Origin of the sequence: Streptomyces sp. NBC_00386, assembly GCF_036063235.1 — a bacterium.
Classification (GTDB): domain Bacteria; phylum Actinomycetota; class Actinomycetes; order Streptomycetales; family Streptomycetaceae; genus Streptomyces.
In genome coordinates this window covers 5,630,784-5,648,435 of sequence record NZ_CP107950.1, presented here as the reverse complement: position 1 = coordinate 5,648,435, position 17,652 = coordinate 5,630,784, and the positions used below count along the sequence as shown (strand labels likewise).

The window sequence follows — 17,652 nt, the reverse complement described above, 5'->3', positions numbered from 1 at the left end:
CCACACCTGTGTTTCACCGCCCGGAAACGCTGTCGCAACGCTTCACCGAGCATGCTGCCGGACCGGTCCGGCCCCGCGGAAGGGCCCAAGCGGCCCTCTTGTCGCCCAGCAGGGCCTTTTTCCTTGTGAAGAACTTCACGAACTTTCCCGGCCAGGACTCGCCGGAGGGGTTCCAGGACCCCCGAGGGCACGCTCATACGTTATCCGAGGCGCTCAGCCGAGGCTACCGATCAGTAGCAAAGGAGACCAGTGCCACGCCCCGGCGGTCCCGCCGGACAACCCGCGCGGCGCTGCCGGACAAGGCGTCCAGGAGCCCTGTGCCGCCGCTGGAGGACGCGACGGCCCCGGCCCCCCGGAAAGGGGGCCGGGGCCGCCTCACGCCCGTTCTCGGCGCGTCACCGCGCGTCAGTCGCCCTGCCTGCCGGCTTCGGCGTCCTCGGCCACCTTGAAGGCGATGCCGTCGAGGATGTCGTGCTCGCTGACCACGACCTCCTCCGCCCCGGTCCGCTCCATGATCGAGAGCAGGACGAGGGCCCCGGCGCCGATCACGTCCACCCGGCCCGGGTGCATCGAGGGAACGGCTGCGCGCTCGGCGTGCGTGGAGCGCAGCAGCCACTCGGTGATCTCGCGGACGCGGTCGAGGGAGACCCGGGAGTGGTGGATCCGCTCGGAGTCGTACTCGTCGAGGTCCAGCGCGATCGCCGCGATCGTGGTGACCGAGCCGGCCAGCCCCACCAGGGTGCGCGCCTCACGCAGCGGGACCGTCTCCTCGACGAGGTCGAGGGCGGCCTCGATGTCCGCGCGCATGGCCGCGACCTGTTCCGCCGTGGGCGGATCGGTCACGGCACCGTCGCGGACGAGGTGACGTTCCGTCATCCGTACGCAGCCGATGTCCACGGAGCGGGCCGCGCGCACCCGGTCGGCGCCGACGACGAACTCGGTCGAGCCGCCGCCGATGTCCACGACCAGGTAGGGCGTGGCGAGGTCGTCGCGCCCGGCCAGCTCCTTGGTCGCGCCGGTGAAGGAGAACTCGGCCTCCTGGTCCCCGGTGATGACCTCCGGCTCGACGCCGAGGATGTCCAGCACCCCGCGCACGAACTCGTCCCGGTTCTCGGCGTCCCGGGAGGCCGAGGTGGCGACGAAGCGCAGCCGCTCGGCGCCGTGCTCCTTGATGGCCTCCGCGTACGCGCGGCAGGCGGCGAAGGTCCGCTCCAGCGCCTCGGGGGCGAGCCGGCCGGTGCGGTCGACGCCCTGGCCCAGCCGGACGATGGTCATCCGCCGGTCCAGGTCGGCGAGTTCGCCCGTCCGCGGGTCCGCGTCGGCCACCAGGAGCCGGATGGAGTTCGTACCGCAGTCGACGGCGGCGACGCGGGTCACCGGCCGTCCTCGTCGGACGCGGCGGACCCACCCGGCGCGCCGGGTTCACCCGACTCGACGGGCTTGAGGCCGAAGTGGCCGGCGTCGGCACCCTCTCCGGCCGTCTCCACCTGCCACCCCTCACCGGCCGGCGGTCCGGCCTGGGTGACGCACGCGCCCTTGCGCCACCACTCGGGCAGCATCGCGATGGCCTCGTCGCCGAGCGGGTTGACGCCCGGCCCGGCGGCCAGCGAGTGCGCCACCAGGACGTGCAGGCACTTCACCCGGTCCGGCATGCCGCCCGCGCTCGGGAAGCCCTCCAGGACCTCGATGGCGTCACGGCGCGCGATGTAGTCCTCGTGGGCGGCGCGGTAGGCCGCGGCGAGCTCGGGGTCGGTGGCCAGCCGTTCGGTCATCTCCTTCATGACCCCGTTGGCCTCCAGCGTCCCGATCGCGGACGCGGCCCGCGGGCACGTCAGGTAGTACGTGGTCGGGAACGGCGTCCCGTCGGGGAGGCGGGGCGCCGTCTCCACCACGTCCGGCTGGCCGCAGGGGCAGCGGTGCACGATCGCGCGCAGCCCGCGCGGCGGCCGTCCGAGCTGCTGCTTGAAGGCCTCGACGTCGGCGTCGGTGGGCTCGGTGCGCGGGGTGGTGGGCGGTGGCGTTTCCATGCCGTGAGTCACGTGTCTTTCTGGTCAGTTCATGGGGCGTCAGCGGTCGGCGGCGTCGGATTTGTCCACGCCGTCCCACACATTGGTGTACCAGGGGCGGTCGGCGGCGCCCCGCTCGGCACGGGACTGCTTCGCGGCGTCCGGGTCGATCACGACGTACCCGGTCTCGCCCGGCATCACATAGTGCAGCCGCTGCCGGATCTGCTGCTTGGCGTACGCGTCGTCCTGCCAGCGTGCCTTGAGGTCGCGCAGCTGCTCGACCCGTTGCCGGGCCTGCTCCCGCTGCCGCTCCACGTCGCCGATCTGGGCGCGCTGGGAGACGTACTGCCGCATCGGGTAGGCGAGGGCGACGATCAGGGAGCACAGGACCATGGCGAGCAGCGCGGCCCGGCCGGTCAGCCGGGAGCGGCGCGCCTGCCGCTTGGTCTGGGAGCGGTAGACCCTGGCCGCCGTCTGCTCGCCGAGCAGCTTCAGCCTGGTCGAGGTGGAGAACCGGTCCCGGTCCTTCACGGCCATGAGTCCCGCCTCCCCAGTACCGGCCCGCCGTGCGGGCCCGTCACGTGCGTACGTCCCCGCACACGGTACGGGACCGGGTACGGGGACGTACGGAGGACGCTGCCTGAGCCGTGCGGGGCTCAGCCCTTGAAGCGCGGGAAGGCGCTGCGGCCGGCGTAGACCGCGGCGTCGTCGAGGATCTCCTCGATGCGCAGGAGCTGGTTGTACTTGGCGACACGGTCCGAGCGGGCCGGGGCGCCGGTCTTGATCTGACCGCAGTTCACGGCGACCGCGAGGTCGGCGATGGTGACGTCCTCGGTCTCGCCGGAGCGGTGGGACATCATGCACTTGAAGCCGTTGCGCTGGGCCAGCTCGACGGCGTCCAGGGTCTCGGTCAGCGAGCCGATCTGGTTGACCTTGACGAGCAGGGCGTTGGCGGAGCCCTCCTCGATGCCGCGGGCCAGGCGCTCCGGGTTGGTGACGAAGAGGTCGTCGCCGACGATCTGGACCTTGTCGCCCAGCTGGTCGGTGATGATCTTCCAGCCGTCCCAGTCGTCCTCGAACAGCGGGTCCTCGATGGAGACGAGCGGGTACGCCGCGACGAGCTCGGCGTAGTACTCGGTCATCTCGGCGGCGGAGCGCTCCTTGCCCTCGAAGGTGTAGACGCCGTCCTTGTAGAACTCGGAGGCGGCGACGTCGAGGGCGAGGGCGATCTGCTCGCCGGGGGTGTAGCCGGCCTCCTTGATGGCCTCGAGGATGAGGTCGAGGGCGGCGCGGTTCGACTCCAGGTTCGGGGCGAAGCCGCCCTCGTCGCCGAGGCCGGTGGACAGGCCCTTGGTCTTCAGCACCTTCTTGAGGGTGTGGTAGACCTCGGCGCCCCAGCGCAGGGCCTCGGAGAAGGACTCCGCGCCGATCGGGGCGATCATGAACTCCTGGATGTCCACGTTCGAGTCGGCGTGCGACCCGCCGTTCAGGATGTTCATCATCGGAACGGGCAGCAGGTGCGCGTTCGGGCCGCCCAGGTAGCGGAAGAGCGGCAGGTCGGACGCCTCGGAGGCGGCGTGCGCGACGGCGAGCGAGACGCCGAGGATGGCGTTGGCGCCGAGCGAGCCCTTGTTGTCGGTGGCGTCCAGGTCGAACATGGCCTGGTCGATCAGGCGCTGCTCGGTGGCGTCGTAGCCGACGAGCTCCGGGCCGATCTGCTCGATGACGGCGAGGACGGCCTTCTCGACACCCTTGCCGTGGTAGCGGTTGGGGTCACCGTCGCGAAGCTCGATGGCCTCGAAGGCTCCGGTGGAGGCGCCGGACGGAACGGCGGCACGACCCGTGCTGCCGTCGTCGAGGCCGACCTCGACCTCGACCGTGGGGTTGCCTCGGGAGTCCAGGATTTCCCGGGCTACGACGACGTCGATGGACGGCACGAGCATCTCCTTATTGGGATGTGACGCGGGTAAGCAGGACTTGGCAGCCCTGCGGGATGAGCCTAACCGGCTCACGGGGATCGGCCAGCCGATCGACCACCCCTTGAGCGGAACTGAGCGTACATATTGTTCCTGAACGGAACAAAAAAAGAAATGAAAAACCCCGCTCCGGCGCGTGCGGGGGAACACGCACCGGAGCGGGGAGCCCGTGGGGACGGGGACCCTCACCGGGCCTTTCCCAAAAAGGCCCGGTTCGGGAGGGGAGCTGTCGTCCGGCTCGGACGCGGGCCGGAATCCGGCCCGGAAGACACCCGCGCGCCGTCCGAGAGGTGGCCGCCCTCCGCCGAAGGCGACCACACGGCACCGGCGCGCCGCGGTACTCAGCGCAGGTGCAGCTGCTGGCCCGGGTAGATGAAGTCGGCGTCGGCGACGATGTCCTTGTTCAGCTTGAACAGCTTCTGCCAGCCGCCCTTGACGTGCTTCTTCTCGGCGATCGAGCTGAGGGTGTCGCCCTTGACGACCTTGTACTCGCCGTCGCCCTTCTTGACCTTCTTGCCGGTCGGGGTGGTGACGGTCTTCTGGACGGCGGGGCGCTCCGCGGAACGGGAGGCGGGCTGCTCCGTCGTACGGGTGGTGGTGCCCTGCGAGGCGCCCGACGAGGAGGAGCCGGAGGGGGTCGACGGGGTCGAGGTGTCACCGCCGTACGCGGCGCTCGACAGGCCCACGCCGCAGGTCGGCCAGGCACCCTTGCCCTGTCCGGCGAGGACCTTCTCGCCGATGGCGATCTGCTGCGACTTCGACGCCTGGTCGGCGGTCGAGGCGTAGGCGGTGCCGCCGTACGCGGCCCAGGTGGAGGACGAGAACTGGAGTCCGCCGTAGTAGCCGTTGCCGGTGTTGATCGACCAGTTGCCGCCGGCCTCGCACTGGGCGACGGCGTCCCACTCGGAGGCGGTGGCGGCGGAGGCGCTGCCGGCCGCCATCAGCGGAGCGGCGATGGCGACACCGGTGACACCGGCGAGCGTGGCGACGCGGGTGGCCTTGTTCGGGCGGCGGTGCTTGCCCTTGCTGGAGAACAGCATGGAGAGATCCCCTCACCGACGCCTGCGAGGTGAGCTGTCGGGTTCGGGCCGGTTGAGTTGCCCGGCCGCGCGCCTTCGGTCCCGTCTCCAGGACGTCCGACACGCGGCTTAACCCCAAGCCGTTCCGGGTGTCTCTCAACTCCCGGACGCGGCGCTTACCTTGGGTCCCCCGCTCCTGCCTACGGCGCATGACGCGACGACTGTTCCCGTACGGCCGCTGGCAGGATTCGGCGTTGCGACCGTCGGGGCCCGCTGTGGCGAGCAGTCACGACCGTAAGCAGTCGATCGGCGGAAATTCAAAGACGATCAGGGCTTCTGAGACCCATGTCTCACTTGCACCAAATGGGACATTCCCCAGCGAACCAGGACGTGAACTCCCGCTAGTTTTGCACCGTTTCGACAGTGTCCGCAATGCTCCGACCAGGTACGACGAGGCCGGGACCGCCGTCGGTCGCCGCCGCATCGGCGGTGGGCAGGTCGGCCCATCCGCCTTCGAGGCCCAGCTCGTCGGAAACCTTCCAGAGGTTGTCGATGACGTCCGCGACGTACGCGGTGTCGCTCGAGGCGCTCGCGGCATGCCGCCCGGCAGTGCTGTCGGCGCTGCCGCCGGTCGCGCTCTGCGCGGCGTCCCCGCCACGGTGCCGCCCGGTGCCGGTGCTCGGGGCGTCGGAGGGGCTCGAAGAAGCGTCCTTCTGCCCGGACTTGGCTGATTCGTCACCCTTGCCGGTCGCCGCGCCCGAGTCGTCGGAGCTCTGCGAGGCGCTGGGCTCCGCGGTGCTGCCGGTCGCGTCCGCGGAGTCACCCGAACCGGACGAAGCGGAAGAACCATCCGAAGGTGACGTACTGGGCGACGTCGCCAGGCCGGACGAAACGTACGAACCGGACTCGTCCTCGTCGTTCGAGGCATCGCCGGCCACGCCCGTGTCGACGCTGACGCCGGCCGCGTCCTTGCTGAGACCCGAGAGCGGCCCACAGGTCGGCCAGGCCGCGAGGCCCTTGTCGGCGAGCACCTTCTCGGCGACGGCTATCTGCTGCGAGCGGCTGGCCTGGTCGGCCCTCGGGGCGTAGTCGAGGCCGCCGTGCGCCTCCCAGTTCTCCTGGTCGAGCTGAAGGCCGCCGTAGTACCCGTTGCTCTGGTCGGCGCTCCACGCGCCACCGCTCTCGCACTGCGCCACCCGGTCCCAGGTGTTCCCGTCGGCCGCGCTCGCGCTCGCCGCGGCGAGCAGCGGGATGACGATCGCCGATCCGGTCACCCCTGCGGCGACCATGAGTGCCGGGGCCTGACGAGGGCGACGGTGACGGCCGTTCCCGGAGAGCATACGAAGGCCTTTCGAGTGACAGCAGGGAGTACCGCGGCCCCTGTGAACCAAGAAGCGCAGGCGCCGCGTTGATGGGTGAAGGTAGTCGCACTCGAACGCTGGTTACAAGTCGATGCAGTACAGATCACGCGAAGATCACAGATTTGATGGAGCATCATGTTCCGCTAGCCGCAAGGGCACTCTTTCCGGTATGCGGAAGAACCCCTTCGACGGGGATGCCGAAGGGTCACCGATGGACCGGTCCAGGCCTATTTGACCGGGGTGAACTCCACAGGAAGCGTGCGCAATCCACGCATAATGAGACCTCCACGCCAGCGCAAATCAGACGATTCTCCGGCGAGTTGGATGTCGGGCAGGCGGCCGAGGAGCGTACCGAGCGCGGTCTGCCCCTCCAGTCGGGCGAGCGGCGCGCCCAGGCAGTAGTGGATGCCGTGGCCGTAGCCCAAGTGCTGAAGGTCACGTCGCGCGAGATCCAGCGTGTCCGGCTGTTCGAAACGTTCGGGGTCACGGTCGGCGGCCGCGAGCACCACGAGCACGGGATCACCGGCCGCGATGTCCTGCCCGCCGATCCGCACGGCCTCGGTCGCGAACCGCCAGGTGGCCAGTTCCACGGGCCCGTCGTAGCGCAGGAGTTCCTCGACACCCGTCTCGAGCAGCCCGCTCTCCCCGGCCGCGAGGGAGGCCTGGAGACGCGCCCGCTGCCCGGGGTGGGTGAGCAGGGCGTGCATCCCGTTCCCGATGAGATTGACCGTGGTCTCGAACCCGGCGAAGAGCAGGATGAAGGCCATGGCTGCGGCCTCGTTCTCGGTGAGGTGCTCGCCGTGGTCGGAGGCGCGGATGAGCCCGGAGATGAGGTCCTCGCCCGGTGCGGGCTCCGCTGTCAGCGCCTCGCGCTTGCGGTGGATGAGCTCGGCGAGATACCCGCGCATCTTCTTCACGGACCGGGCGACCCCGCCTCTGGGCCCGCCGCCGTGCCGGATCATCATGCCCGCCCAGTCCCGGAAGTCGTCCTGGTCCTCGCGCGGGACGCCGAGCAGGTCGCAGATGGCGTAGATGGGGAGCGGGAAGGCGAACTCGTGGATGAGGTCCGCGGAGCCCCTGGCCGCGAACCCGGCGATGAGCTGATCCGTCAGCTCCTGCACCCGCGGGGCGAATTCGGCCACGCGCCGCGGCGTGAACGCCTTGCTGACGAGCCGCCGCAGCCGGGTGTGGTCCGGCGGGTCGATGTTCAGCAAATGCGTCATGAGCTCGGCCTTGCGCTCCCCGGGAATCCCGGTCCGGCCCTTCGCGTGCGCGGGCTCGTCGTGGTGCGCGGGATTCTTGGACAGCCGCTGGTCGGCGAGCGTCTGTTTGGCGTCGGCGTACCGCGTGACGAGCCAGGCCTCCACCCCGCTGGGCAGCCGCGTGCGGTGCACGGGCGCGTTCTCCCTGAGCCAGGCGTACGCCGGGTAGGGGTCGGTGGCGAACTCCCAGGTGAAGAGTTCGGGGGCGGGGCTGGCGGAGGCTTCGTACTCGGTCACTCCTCGACCGTATCCGCAGGGGGCGGCGTCCCCCGGCCGCCCGGCGATCGGGCGCCACCCGTCGCGCGCGGCGGCGGCCGGAGCCTCTCCCGCCCGGTTCGCCCCGGACCGTCCGGACATGGCCGGCTGTTTGACCTCGACGCCCGGCACGTTCCTACTTTCCTGCCGTGGACCCCGAAATACTCAGATCCAGCTTCGCGGTCGTGGAACGACGGGCCGAGTTCGCGGTCAAGTACTTCTACTCGCACCTCTTCCGCCACAACCCGCAGCTCCGCGCGCTGTTCCCTGCGGACCTCGCCCGGGACATGGAACGGCAGCGGGACCGGCTCTTCGCGGCGCTCACCTTCGTCATGGACAGGCTGGAGGATCCGGACCTGCCCCGGTACTTACGGAGTCTGGGCCGCGACCACCGCAAGTACCTGACCCGGCCCGGGCACTACGCGGCCGTGGGGGAGAGTCTGATCGCCGCGTTCGCGGTCGTCGCGGGCTCGGCCTGGAACGCCGAGACCGAGAAGGCCTGGACCGCCGCGTACGGGGTGATCGCCCAGTGCATGCTGGAGGGCGCCGGGGAGGCCCGGCACCACGGCGAGCCGCTCTGGTGGGACGCCGAGGTCGTCTCCCGCACCCGGCACGGCGACGGCCTCGCCGTCCTCACCCTGCGGCCACGGCAACGGCTCACCTACTCCCCCGGTCAGTACGTCAGTGTCTGCGTGCCCCATCTGCCTCGTGTCTGGCGCCCCTACTCCCTCGCCAACGCGCCGCGCGCCGACCGCACCGTCGACCTGCACGTCAGCCGCGTCGAGGGCGGCACGCTCTCCACCGCTCTCGTCCGGCGGACCCGGGTGGGCGACGTACTGCGGCTGGGCCCGCCCGGCGGCGGCCTCACCCTGCGGACGCCCGCCGACCGGCCCCTCACCCTCATCGCGGCCGGCACGGGCTGGGCACCGGTGAAGGCCCTGCTGGAACAGCTCGAACCCGCCCACGAGGCCCGTCTGTTCCTCGTGGCCCGCGACATCGCCCACCTCTACGACCGGCCGGCCGTCGAACGCCTGCGGGCCGCGCTCCCCCGGCTCGCCGTCACCTACATCACCCCCGCGCCCGGCCGCCCCAAGGTCCAGGCGACCGAACGGCTGCTCACCGCGCTGGGCAACCGGGCCGGCTGGACCCGGCACGACGTCTATGTCGCCGGTCCGCCCGATCTCGTCGAAGAGACCGGCGACGCGCTCTCCGCTCTCGGAACACCGGCCGAGCGGGTCTTCCACGACCCGCTGCCGCCGACCGGGGAGAGCCGTCCCCGCCCGGTGGGCGCGGCCCAGTGGCTTCTCGACCTCCCCCCGCCGGCCTGGCACAACCCGGCGGGCCGCGCCCTCGGACCGTGACCCGGAACGACGGACCTCACCCCGGACCTCACCCGGACCGACCCGGGCCCGGTCAGCCCGCCCCACCCTTTTCCTCCACCCCGCGGATCGCGTCCCGGTACGTGCGCGCCGCCGCCCGCAGCGCCGCCTCGGGGTCGACGCCCTCGGCCTCGGCACGGACGGCCATCGCCAGCAGTTCGTATCCCACGCCCTCGCCCGCGGGCAGCGGAACGTCGAGTCCCGCCGTGCGCGCCCGGGACGACAGCTTGGCCGACAGGGCCAGACCCGGCTGGCCGAGCGGGACACCCTCGGTGACGGACGTTCGCCGCTTCTCCTCGGCCTTGGTACGCAGCCAGTGCTCCTTGACCTCCTCGGGCGTCGTGGCCGTCTCGTCGCCGAAGACATGCGGGTGCCGGTGGATCAGCTTGGCGACGATCCCGCCGGCCACGTCGTCGATCGAGAACGGAGCCTCCGTGTCGTCCTCGGCGATCCGGGAGTGGAAGACGACCTGGAGCAGGACGTCGCCGAGCTCCTCCCGCAGCTCGTCCCGGTCACCCTCCTCGATGGCCTCGACGAGCTCGTACGACTCCTCCAGGCCGTACTTCGCCAGGCCCTCGTGCGTCTGCCGGGACGACCAGGGGCACTCGGCGCGGATGCGGTCCATCACCTGGACGAGGTCGAGCAGACGCGCGCCCGGCAGGTCGTACGAGGCGGGCAGCAGTTCCAGGTCCGGCATCCGTATGCGGCCGGAGCCCGCCAGGCGGGCCAGACCGTCGGTGAGCCGGGGTTCGCCCTCGCCGGTGGCGACGACGACCACCGAGCGGCCGCCGGCGCACGCGTCGACCAGTTCCTGCGCGGTCGGTGACTCCTCGTCGACCCCGATGCCCGCCTCGCGCAGATACGGCACCTGCGGGTGCGCGCCGTCCGAACACAGCACCCGGTCCGCGCCGTGCAGCGCCTGCCAAGCCGGCCAGGACAGCAGGCCGGGCGCCACGCGGTGGCTGGTGGTGAGCAGGACGATGCGGCCGGGGTCGGCGGCGCTCGTGCCCTCGGCGGTCACATCGGCCGCGGTCCGCTCGCCGCCCTGAGCGGCCCCCGTCGGTTCACTGATTGCGTTCACCCCTCGAACGTAACCCACGCCGCCGGCACCCCCGGAGTTGTCCACAGACCCCAGGGACACCGGTGTCCACAGGCCCGGCGGGTCGGCCGATCCGTAGATCCGCCGATCCGCCGACGTCCCGCCGACCCGCAGCGACGGGTTACGCGGGCTGCTGGGTCGCCGCCGCGGAGACCTCACGCACCCACGGCGTCTTCGCGTCGACGCGGCTGCTCTTCTGGACGTCCCAGGTGCCGTAGCGCGGGTTCAGGTCGACATGGAGCTGCTTGGAGGCGGTGGACATCGCCTTCCAGAAGGCGGCCTTGCCGTCGGTGGTGTTCATGTCGACGCCGAGTGCGGCGGCGAGCTTGCGGGCCTCGATCTCGGTGCGCAGGCTGTCGTCGAGGCGCTTGGGCGCCACGCCGTAGTTCGACAGCCAGGCCGTCTCCAGCGCCTTCGAGCCGCCCGCCTGCTGTTCGAGCGCCGACCGCATCTGCTGCGAGTCCTTGCGGGTGACTTCCACACCGGCGTTCCTGGCCGCCCGGTCCAGCACCCGGTCCAGGACCATGCTGTGCAGGGTGTCGCGGGTGAGGGTGCCGGTGCTCGCGACGACCTGCGCGTACTGGGCGTCGTCCTTGCTCGCGGCCCGCTGCGCCGAGCGCACCTCGTCGACCCGGCCCTCCAGCTGCGCGACGGTGATCCGGCTGTCTCCGACGACGGCCGCCGCACCCGGATGGGCATCGCTGCCGCACCCGGTGAGCAGAGGGGCCGCGGCGATGATCGCGGCGGAGAGGACGAGCGCGGTGCGACGGCGGCGGTGCAAGGAAGCCTCCCGAGGAGATTGTGCGACGGTGCACAAAGTCTTGCGGTGATCGATGGTAGGCAGTGGCCCGCCTCTCGGCCAGCCATTCGACCAACGATTCACGACGACTTCAGGCACCGCCGACGGTTCCCCGCCCCGCGGAACGGCCACGGTCCGCCCGTACGAGTGACCACGGCCTGCCGGTGATCCGACCGGCCGGCCGTGTCCGTCCCCTCCCGCGGCCGTCCGCGCGTCAGCCGGTGATGGCGACCGGCGCGTCCCAGGCGTCGCGGTCCACGGTGATCGTGACGCTGCCGATGGTCTCCTTGCTGTTGACCATGTACTGGTGGGCGCGGCTGTGGCCGGTGAACTGGGTGGCGCCCCACGGCCAGTCGGTGGTCGTGGTGTTCTTCTTGTCCCACAGCGCGTACCAGAGGTTGCCCGGCAGGTCCGTCTTGTCGGTCGCGGTCGCGATGGCCTTGGCGCTGGAGCTGGTGAAGCCGTAGTACCCGGAGCGGTACGTCTTGGCGCGCAGGACCTTGTCGAAGGCGCGCACGTACGTCAGCACGGCGTCGTTGCACGCCTTGTTCGTGATGTCGTACGACTCCATGTCGAGGTAGACCGGACTGCCGGCCTTCATCCCCAGGGCGGAGGCCTTGGCGACCGCGTCCGCTCCGTCGGCCGCGCCGAGCGAGGCCGCGGTCGCGGTGGTGATCTTCTCGGGGCTGCTCCCGGTCTGGCAGGACGGCTGGGCGCCGACGTACAGCGGGATGAGCTTCCAGCCCAGCGTGCTGACCGACTTGACCCAGGACGCGGTGAGGTTGGGCTGGCCGCATCCGCGGTTCTTGCCGCCGATGTACACGGCGGCGGCTCCGTAGAAGCCGGTGTGCCAGGCCTTCATCGCGGTGAGCGAGGGCGCCGCGCAGGTGTCGAAGGCGCGGCCTGTGTAGGTCTTCTGGGCGGGCCAGGTCGTGGCGGCCATGGAGGTCTGCGCGGCGATGCCGGCGCCGACGACGACGGCGACCCCGGCCATCCCCCAGGTTATGTACCGGCGCTTCCTCGACTGACGATGGTCGGACATGTGAACCCACCCCTGGTCGTGCCGGTGGTACCGGCAGGTTGTGCGATGACAGCGCGCGGCGCGCGGTGAGGCGCGCACGGCACGAAACAGGCGCAACCTAACCGGCCGCGCATGCCCGTTCGGGAAAGAAAGCCCCTGCGGAGTCACAAGATCCTCTCAGGGCACGGCAAAAAAACAGGACAGGCCCTAGCCGCGTACCTGGCCCAGCCATTGCAAGGTCCGCCGGATCTCGGCCGCGAGCGGGTGTCCGGGGCCGTGCAGCCGCTCCACGTCGTGCAGCAGCCGGGCCAGTGTGTCGTGGGCGGCGGCGCGGTCGCCGAGCGCCAGCAGCAGATGACCGATGCGGCGGCGGACGTCGAAGGCGAGTTCCGGGTCGTCGGCCGCGTACTGGTTCTCGTAGTACGGCAGCAGCGCGCGGTACTCGGCGAGCGCCGCCGCCGGGTCGCCCAACTGCTCCAGGCACTGGGCGGCTTCGTAGCGGTGGCGCAGGGACTGGGGGTCGGCCGGGCCGGCCTCGGCGGCGCGTTCGTCGGCGAGGCGGCGCAGTTCGGGCAGCGCGCGCCGGTACTGGCCGTCGTCCATGAGCGTGGCCGCGTACTGCTTGCGCAGGGTGCGTACGACCGGGGAGTGCTCGCCGTGCTGCTGTGCGGCGGTGGGCAGGATCGCGCCGAGGACGTCGACGGCCTGCGTGATGCGGCCCTCGCCCAGAAGGCGCTTCACCTCGTCGACGGCGCCGGCGACATCGGTCTTCCCGGCGGCTCGCGCCACGGGGGCGGGCCGGGGTGCGGGCGTGCGGGCGCGGTCCGGCCAGGGGGCGTGCGGGTGCAGGAAGGGGCGGGTGGGGTCGAGCAGTGCCCCGGTGGGGGTTCCGCGCGCGGGCAGGAGCGGCACCAGGTGCTCGTACACCTCCTGTGCGGAGGCGGGCCGGTGCTGCGGGTCCTTCGCGAGCAGGCGCAGGACCAGGTTCTCCAGCGCCTCCGGGATCTCGGGGCGCAGCCGGCGTACGGGCAGCGGAGGCTCGTACAGGTGCCGGTGCAGCACGCCGAGCGCCGTCGAGCCCGTGAACGGCACGTCTCCGCTGAGGAGTTCGTGCATCAGCACACCGAGCGCGTACAGGTCGGTGTACGGGCCCACCGCGCCGCCCATCGCCTGCTCGGGCGCCATGTAGGCGGGCGAGCCGATGGGGGATCCGGTGTGCGTGAGGCGGGTCGTGTCGGTGTCCATGACGGAGGCGACGCCGAGGTCGAGGACGGTCACCGTGCCGTCCTGCTTCACCATCACGTTGCGCGGCTTGAGGTCGCGGTGGACGATCGGCACGGAGTGCACGGCGCTCAGTACGGCGCACAGCTGCGCGGCGACCGCGACCGCCCACTGCCACGGGTAGGGGTCGTGTTCGGCGAGGTGATCGGAGAGGTCGGCGCCGTCGACGTACTGCATGACGAGGAACAGCTCCTCGCCCTCGCTGCCCGCGTCGTGCACGGTGACCAGGCCGGGGTGGTCGACCTGGGCGGTCACCCGGCACTCGCGCGCGAAGCGGCGGCGCAGTTCGTCGGCCTCCTGGCCGACGACCTTGTCGGGACGCAGCAGCTTCACCGCGACGCGCCGGTCGAGCCGCTGGTCGTAAGCCGTCCAGACCTGGCCCATGCCTCCCTGCCCGATGAGCGTGGCCAGTTCGTAGCGCCCGGCGACGACGCGTCCGGCCTCCGCGGTCACCGTCCGCCCTCGTGGTCGCCGTCGCGCCGGTCCCCGTGCCTGCGCAGATAGTCGCTGAGTTCGTCGAGCTCGGCGCGCACCTGGTCGATCCGCGCGGGCGTGGCCCGCTGCGGCGGGGGCTGGGGCATCGGCGTGTTCGGCGGGTACGGCTGCGGTACGGGAGGCTGCGGTACGTGGAAGCCCGGGTACGGCGCGGCGGGCGGCGCGGGCTGCGGATGGCCGTACGGCCCGGGGGCGGTCCGCGGGTGGAGCGGCGCGTAGCCGACGGGCCGCCGGCCCGCGTTGTGGAAGCGGATGTCGCTGGCCAGGTAGTACGCGACGCTGCCGGCACCGAGGATCAGTGCCACGGTCAGCGCGACATCGCCCCTGCTGTCGCTCTCCGGCACCGTACCGACGACCATGAGCGCGCCGATGGACACCGGCAGCGACACCCAGGCCGCCGTCCAGTCGAACCACCGCCCCCGCTGGATCGCCACCCGGAACAGCGGAACACAGGCGAGCAGACCGCACGACAGGAGCCCGGCGGCGGCGAACAGCACGCGCAACGTGATGACGGTTCCCGCGCTGCGGGTGGGTGGCGCCCCGTCGTGGCCGTACATGACTGCTCCCGGGCCTGGGTTCGATTTCGGAGTTCGAGCGTATAGGCCGACACGGACGACCGGTCCCGGGTTGTACGGAACGGTTGTCGCGCCGGTCACCTCGCCCGACGCCGCGGGTGACGTCGGGAGAGGCGGCCCCGCGGCGGCCGGGAACGACGGGCGAAGCGCGCGGGGGACTCGGGGCGCGCGGGGCCTCAGCCCGGGGGCACCGTCCCGTCCGTCAGCCCGTCGTACATGCCGCGTACGAGCTGGTCCCCCAGCCGGCCCGCGTGCCTGAGCGCCCGCTCGAACTCGTCGAGAGCGCGGAACCGGGCGCCGTAGCGCCGCTGTTCGTCCAGCGGGAGCCGGGGCAGTTGCAGCCGGCGCACGTCGAGGCGGGTGGCGGTGGACGCGTAACTGCTGGCCTGGCGGTTGTTGGCGGTGCCCCGCAGGAACCCGGCGAGGAACCACGGGTCGAGCGCCGCGGGATCGGGGTGCAGGAGCACGAGGTTGCGCCCCAGGACGGCGCCCGCCGTCGTGCCGTCGACCACCCGGACCACCGAGCCGCCGCCGAGCACCGGCACGACCACGTCGCCCGCCTCCGTCAGCACGGCTTCCTCGTCGCTCTCGGGCAGGGTCCCCGTGGGGCCGGTGCCGGCGAGCACGTCGTGGTCGGTGAGGACGGGCACCCGCGTGGGGCCGCCGTTCCCGCCCGTACGCATCACCAGGGCGCTCCCGCGGGCGAGTTCGCCGACGGTGGTGAGCGGCCAGCGGGCGGGCCGGCCCGTCACGGCGGGCGAGGGGGTGAGACCGGTGGCCAGCCGCAGTGTCTCGTCGAGGCACTCGCGCACGGCCGCGAGCTGTTCGGCGCCGTCGGCCGCCGCCGGGGGCGGGAGGTGGCGGGCCGGGGCGAGGTCGACGTCGTCGTCCAGGAGTTCGATGACGGGCACGGAACGCGCCAGACCGGGCCGCTCCTGGAGGGTGCCGTCCCGGTCGTGGGCCCGCCAGGCGTCGAGCACGACGTCCCTGACGGCCCCCCAGTCGGGACCGCCACGCCCCTCGCCGGTGAACTGCCCGGCGTCGGCGAGCAGCACCTCGGGCCGGCCGGGCGCGTTCTCGGGCCTGCGCAGCACCCACAGGTGCAGGGGAATGTTGTACGGGGCCGCCGCGCCGACCGGCAGCGCGACGACGGCCCGCAGCGCGCCGCGGCGCAGCAGGTCGGCGCGGATACGGCGGCCGGAACGTCGGGAGGCGGTGGCGGGAGGCATGAGCAGGACGGCGGTGCCGCCGTCCCGCAGCCGGGCCAGCGCGTGCTGCACCCAGGCCAGCTCGGACTCGGCACGGGCCGGGAAGCCGTACTCCCAGCGGGGGTCGTAGGCCAGTTCGTCATGACCCCAGTTGCGTTCGTTGAACGGGGGATGACACAGGACGGCGTCGGCGCGCAGCCGCGGAAAGGCGTCGGCGCGCAGGGTGTCGCCGACGGCCGCGCGCACGGTGGCCCGGCCGTGCAGGGCGAGCCGGAGCGCGGTGAGCGCGGCGAGTTCGGGGGCGCTGTCCTGGGCGTGAAGCTCCTGACCGGGACCGGTGTCGAGGGCGCGCAGCAGGGCGCCGGTGCCGCAGGCCGGGTCGAGGACGGTGCGGGCGGGTCCCGCGAGGTCGGCCATGAGGCGGGCGAGCTCGGTGGGGGTGGGCGTGTACTGGCGCGGGTTGGCGTCGAGGTGCCGCCCGAGCAGGAACTCGAAGGTCTGACGGGCACCCAGCTCGGCGGCGAGCTCGGCCACGCCGCGGAGGAGGGGGACGGAGGGGAGCAGCTGGGGGCCGGTGGGGAGGCGCAGCGCGGGGGTGGCAGAGGCGGCAGGGGGTGCCGGGATCGCTGAGGCCGGGGGGATGACGGGGGCGTGCGGGGCGTGCGGGGGCAGTGATACCCCTGGATCAGGATCGGCTTCCGGAGTGTTCACAGTCGCCGGTCGGTTCACAGCCGACGGGGACATCGCGCCCGTTCCGGCGTGAACACCCCGTTCACCTCGCACCGGGCCGAACCGGGGGGTGACCGCCTGCTCCAGCGCGGTCGGCAACAGCGCGGCGAGGCGCTCGTCGGAGCCGGCGCCCGCCTCCAGCCAGACCGTCGGCCGGTCATGGATGAGCAGCAGCACGAAACCGGCGTGGGTGAGCGCGGTAGCCGGGCCCTCGGGGTGGCCGACGAGTTGCTGCCAGACGCGTTCCCGCAGGGGCACTTCGGCGAGTTTTCCCTGCTGACGCAGCCAGGCCTCGACCTCGGCGAGGGCGAACGACGGGCTGGTCTCCGTACCGCCGACGGGCTTGGGGAAGTCGGCGTGCCGACGGCGCCAGTTGCTCACGGCCGCGCGGCCGACGCCGGCCAGCCGTGCGATTCCGGCGGCGGTCACCTCGGTCGCGTTGTCCTGCACTCGCTCCGCTCCTCTCGTCCCGACTCGTCCCTGTGTGGCGTCGAGCATACCGACGCAGGCAAGATCTACCCGTTCACACCGTGAACACAAGAGGTTCCGTGAACCGTGTTGACTCGATTCACAGGCTCTGGTCTTATTGACCCAGCGAACGAACGGCCGCCATCGAGGCGCCGCCGCGGGGAGGGGAGCAGTCGTGGGCATGAAGGGCAGGGCCGCGCTGAGCGCCACTGTGGGCCTCGTCGTCATCGGTGTCGTCTCGGCGAACGCCGACGACAACAGCCGCGGCCACGGCCGCGCGACCGGCGGCTCCGACAGGGGCTCTTCGGTCTCCACGACCCCCCGGCCCGGTACCCGGCAGCACACCGGCTCGGCCGATGCGGCCGAGAAGGGAAAGGCCTCGTTCGCGGGGAACGGCGACTTCCGGGTCGGCGCGGACATCGAGCCCGGCACCTATCGCACCACCGGCAACACCGACGGCTCCTGCCACTGGGAACGCGCCGAGGACGCCGGCCACGGCCTGGACTCGCTCATCGCGGAAGGCGACGTCACCGGCACGGCCGTCGTCACGATCAGCGCCAAGGACACCTACTTCAAGACGTCCGGCTGCGGGGACTGGAAGAAGACCCGCCGCCGTACGCCCCACCCGCCGGGCTGACCGGCCGACCGGCTGACCGGCTGCCGTACGCCCCGACCACCCGGCTGACCCGCGGCCGTACGCGCCGCCCGCCGGCCGACCG

Annotated in this window: 15 protein-coding genes and 1 riboswitch; of the genes, 2 read left to right on the top strand and 13 right to left on the bottom strand. The window is 72.1% G+C overall.

Features of this window, described 5'->3' with window-relative positions; translation table 11 throughout:
• Positions 1-405 precede the first annotated feature (405 nt).
• The 7 genes from OG780_RS24910 to OG780_RS24880 form a co-directional block, all read right to left on the bottom strand.
• Positions 406-1,377 (bottom strand): Ppx/GppA phosphatase family protein, encoded by a 972-nt coding sequence (locus tag OG780_RS24910; RefSeq protein WP_328451677.1) that lies wholly within the window; start codon positions 1,375-1,377, stop codon positions 406-408.
• A complete protein-coding gene (locus OG780_RS24905; protein WP_328451676.1) occupies positions 1,374-2,027 on the bottom strand; it encodes a DUF501 domain-containing protein in 654 nt (217 codons plus the stop codon). The genes OG780_RS24910 and OG780_RS24905 overlap by 4 nt, the downstream gene beginning before the upstream one ends.
• A gap of 39 nt (positions 2,028-2,066) precedes the next feature.
• The gene (locus OG780_RS24900; protein WP_326787328.1) at positions 2,067-2,543 is read right to left on the bottom strand and encodes an FtsB family cell division protein; all 477 of its coding nucleotides are present in this window, start codon (positions 2,541-2,543) and stop codon (positions 2,067-2,069) included.
• A 119-nt stretch (positions 2,544-2,662) separates the two neighbouring features.
• A complete protein-coding gene (eno, locus tag OG780_RS24895; RefSeq protein ID WP_425871454.1) occupies positions 2,663-3,943 on the bottom strand; it encodes a phosphopyruvate hydratase in 1,281 nt (426 codons plus the stop codon).
• A 380-nt stretch (positions 3,944-4,323) separates the two neighbouring features.
• Complete coding sequence (locus OG780_RS24890; protein WP_326787326.1) at positions 4,324-5,022, bottom strand: transglycosylase family protein; 699 nt, start codon at positions 5,020-5,022, stop codon at positions 4,324-4,326.
• A 4-nt stretch (positions 5,023-5,026) separates the two neighbouring features.
• Positions 5,027-5,219: riboswitch (cyclic di-AMP (ydaO/yuaA leader) on the bottom strand.
• A gap of 183 nt (positions 5,220-5,402) precedes the next feature.
• The gene (locus OG780_RS24885; RefSeq protein ID WP_328451674.1) at positions 5,403-6,290 is read right to left on the bottom strand and encodes a transglycosylase family protein; all 888 of its coding nucleotides are present in this window, start codon (positions 6,288-6,290) and stop codon (positions 5,403-5,405) included.
• Positions 6,291-6,589: 299 nt separating this feature from the next.
• A complete protein-coding gene (locus OG780_RS24880; protein ID WP_328451672.1) occupies positions 6,590-7,861 on the bottom strand; it encodes a cytochrome P450 family protein in 1,272 nt (423 codons plus the stop codon).
• A 167-nt stretch (positions 7,862-8,028) separates the two neighbouring features.
• Here OG780_RS24880 and OG780_RS24875 point away from each other — a divergent pair, with 167 nt between their 5' ends.
• A complete protein-coding gene (locus OG780_RS24875) occupies positions 8,029-9,240 on the top strand; it encodes a globin domain-containing protein (RefSeq protein WP_328451670.1) in 1,212 nt (403 codons plus the stop codon).
• A 52-nt stretch (positions 9,241-9,292) separates the two neighbouring features.
• Here OG780_RS24875 and OG780_RS24870 read toward each other — a convergent pair whose 3' ends face one another.
• The 6 genes from OG780_RS24870 to OG780_RS24845 form a co-directional block, all read right to left on the bottom strand.
• Entirely contained in the window at positions 9,293-10,279 is a 987-nt protein-coding gene (locus OG780_RS24870; RefSeq protein ID WP_328458350.1) for a nucleoside triphosphate pyrophosphohydrolase, read from the bottom strand.
• A gap of 199 nt (positions 10,280-10,478) precedes the next feature.
• Positions 10,479-11,138, bottom strand: coding sequence for a SurA N-terminal domain-containing protein (locus OG780_RS24865; RefSeq protein ID WP_328451668.1), 660 nt, complete (start codon positions 11,136-11,138; stop codon positions 10,479-10,481).
• A gap of 232 nt (positions 11,139-11,370) precedes the next feature.
• Entirely contained in the window at positions 11,371-12,198 is an 828-nt protein-coding gene (locus OG780_RS24860) for a glycoside hydrolase domain-containing protein (RefSeq protein WP_328451666.1), read from the bottom strand.
• Positions 12,199-12,384: 186 nt separating this feature from the next.
• Positions 12,385-13,869, bottom strand: coding sequence for a serine/threonine-protein kinase (locus tag OG780_RS24855; protein WP_328458348.1), 1,485 nt, complete (start codon positions 13,867-13,869; stop codon positions 12,385-12,387).
• A 38-nt stretch (positions 13,870-13,907) separates the two neighbouring features.
• Positions 13,908-14,510 (bottom strand): hypothetical protein, encoded by a 603-nt coding sequence (locus OG780_RS24850; protein WP_328451664.1) that lies wholly within the window; start codon positions 14,508-14,510, stop codon positions 13,908-13,910.
• A 194-nt stretch (positions 14,511-14,704) separates the two neighbouring features.
• The gene (locus tag OG780_RS24845) at positions 14,705-16,915 is read right to left on the bottom strand and encodes an N-6 DNA methylase (RefSeq protein ID WP_328451662.1); all 2,211 of its coding nucleotides are present in this window, start codon (positions 16,913-16,915) and stop codon (positions 14,705-14,707) included.
• A 199-nt stretch (positions 16,916-17,114) separates the two neighbouring features.
• Here OG780_RS24845 and OG780_RS24840 point away from each other — a divergent pair, with 199 nt between their 5' ends.
• Positions 17,115-17,570, top strand: coding sequence for a hypothetical protein (locus OG780_RS24840; protein WP_328451660.1), 456 nt, complete (start codon positions 17,115-17,117; stop codon positions 17,568-17,570).
• The last annotated feature ends 82 nt before the right edge of the window (positions 17,571-17,652 follow it).

Coding starts and splice junctions, on each gene's coding strand:
- OG780_RS24890 (WP_326787326.1), bottom strand. CDS start 5,022: ATGCTGTTCTCCAGCAAGGGCAAGCACCGCCGCCCGAACAAGGCCACC.
- OG780_RS24900 (WP_326787328.1), bottom strand. CDS start 2,543: ATGGCCGTGAAGGACCGGGACCGGTTCTCCACCTCGACCAGGCTGAAG.
- OG780_RS24840 (WP_328451660.1), top strand. CDS start 17,115: ATGAAGGGCAGGGCCGCGCTGAGCGCCACTGTGGGCCTCGTCGTCATC.
- OG780_RS24850 (WP_328451664.1), bottom strand. CDS start 14,510: ATGTACGGCCACGACGGGGCGCCACCCACCCGCAGCGCGGGAACCGTC.
- OG780_RS24860 (WP_328451666.1), bottom strand. CDS start 12,198: ATGTCCGACCATCGTCAGTCGAGGAAGCGCCGGTACATAACCTGGGGG.
- OG780_RS24885 (WP_328451674.1), bottom strand. CDS start 6,290: ATGGTCGCCGCAGGGGTGACCGGATCGGCGATCGTCATCCCGCTGCTC.
- OG780_RS24905 (WP_328451676.1), bottom strand. CDS start 2,027: ATGGAAACGCCACCGCCCACCACCCCGCGCACCGAGCCCACCGACGCC.